The following is a 1,509-nucleotide window of genomic DNA, read 5'->3' on the forward strand; positions in this document are numbered from 1 at the left end:
GGTTCAGTATAAATTCTTGTGTAAACGGCTGTGAGATTTAGGATGCCTTTCGGGATATTTCCATTAATCGCAGAAAGAAGTATTCATCATCTGGATACCCATAACCCTTACGTCTCTCAGTCTTGATCTTATTGTTGATACCCTCAAGTTTGCCAGTTGATATCCCGTATTTGGCGAACGTGTAGATCCCTCTCAAATGGTTATTTAAGAGACGCGCAAACCAAATAAAGTGGCTATTCTCAGTTGCCTTGCAGATGTCTATGATCCCTTCAAGTCTAACGCACATTTCCACCTCGTCATGTGAGTTGTATGCCTGGTCTAGCAAGTCTTTGACGAGGTCTATTGTGAAGAAGAGCTTGTTTTCTTCCAACAGCTCGTCATACCATGCTTCATTACCGCCATAAGCCTTTATTTCTGGTGTATTGAATATTTCACCAGCAGTAGACACTAGCTTGCCTTGACGGGCATCCTCGTCCTTCTGAACTAATGTGGACCTCTTAGACATCAAGATGTAACGTGAGTTCTTAAGCAACTTAGCAGCCTCTGGAGAGCCTTCTTCAGCCAGCCGTCTTTGTTCATCCTTTCTGATCTCTGAAACCACTTTATCGTTGAAATTCTTGATAATGTGGAAGCGATCATAGACGATGTCTAGCTTGGGATAGCGCCCTTTAAAAGCTTCTTCGAAGTCTGAATTCATGTCGCAAGCCACCGCCTCAACTTTTGACATCCACTCATCGCCAACATGATCCATAAACTCGAAAACAACGGCTTTCTTCTTGCCATGGGCTAAGTAGAGAATATACCCTGTTTCCCAGTCTATGATTGCGGTGGCGTACTTATGGCCATCGTGGAGCTTAAACTCATCAATGGCTAAGTATTTTGCCTGCCTTTCAGGTTTTATGAGTGTCTTGCCATCAGTTGTAAATTTAGACAGTAGAAGAGACTTGTGAATTGACTTTACAGTCATCTTGTCCAAGCCAGTAAGCCAAGCCACTGCCTTTAGAGTAAGGCCATAGCTTAACAGTTTCTCAGTGTATTCTTTTAAAGGTTTGGTGATGCGATAACCATCAGCTTTAAAAGGGATAGACTGGCTTCTAGTGTTGAATTGGCAATCAATGTTAAGACAACGAAAACGTGCATAGGACACTCTGATATTGGTGTGTACTCCACCAATAGCGACGTGCTTAAGGGTAGATTCTAAAGACCCATTTTTAACTAGTTTTCTTGAGCAATTAGGACAGAAGGTATCACCACGCTCATCTAGCTTTCCTACAAAGGTTAATCCACCTTCATTTTGAATTGGCTCGCCAACTTGAATAAAGTCGGTAAGACCAGAATTAAAGGATAAGACACCTTTGTTAGGCATAACATCTTGAGTAGTAACTGACAGTTCTGTATAATTCATAGTAAGAAGGGCTCCCCATGTTTTTGTCGTTATTAACATTGTAAGGGACAACCCTTCTTTTTTTGTTATCTAATTTCTATTTACACAAGAATTTATACTGAACC

Annotated in this window: 1 protein-coding gene; it reads right to left on the bottom strand. The window is 41.2% G+C overall.

The features are described 5' to 3' along the window. Positions 1-37: 37 nt before the first annotated feature. Complete coding sequence (locus CP363_RS10465; RefSeq protein WP_043921381.1) at positions 38-1,405, bottom strand: ISL3 family transposase; 1,368 nt, start codon at positions 1,403-1,405, stop codon at positions 38-40. Between the last annotated feature and the right edge of the window lie 104 nt (positions 1,406-1,509).

It is taken from the genome of Lactobacillus sp. UMNPBX12 (assembly GCF_002553955.1).
GTDB classification, from domain to species: Bacteria; Bacillota; Bacilli; order Lactobacillales; family Lactobacillaceae; genus Lactobacillus; species Lactobacillus crispatus.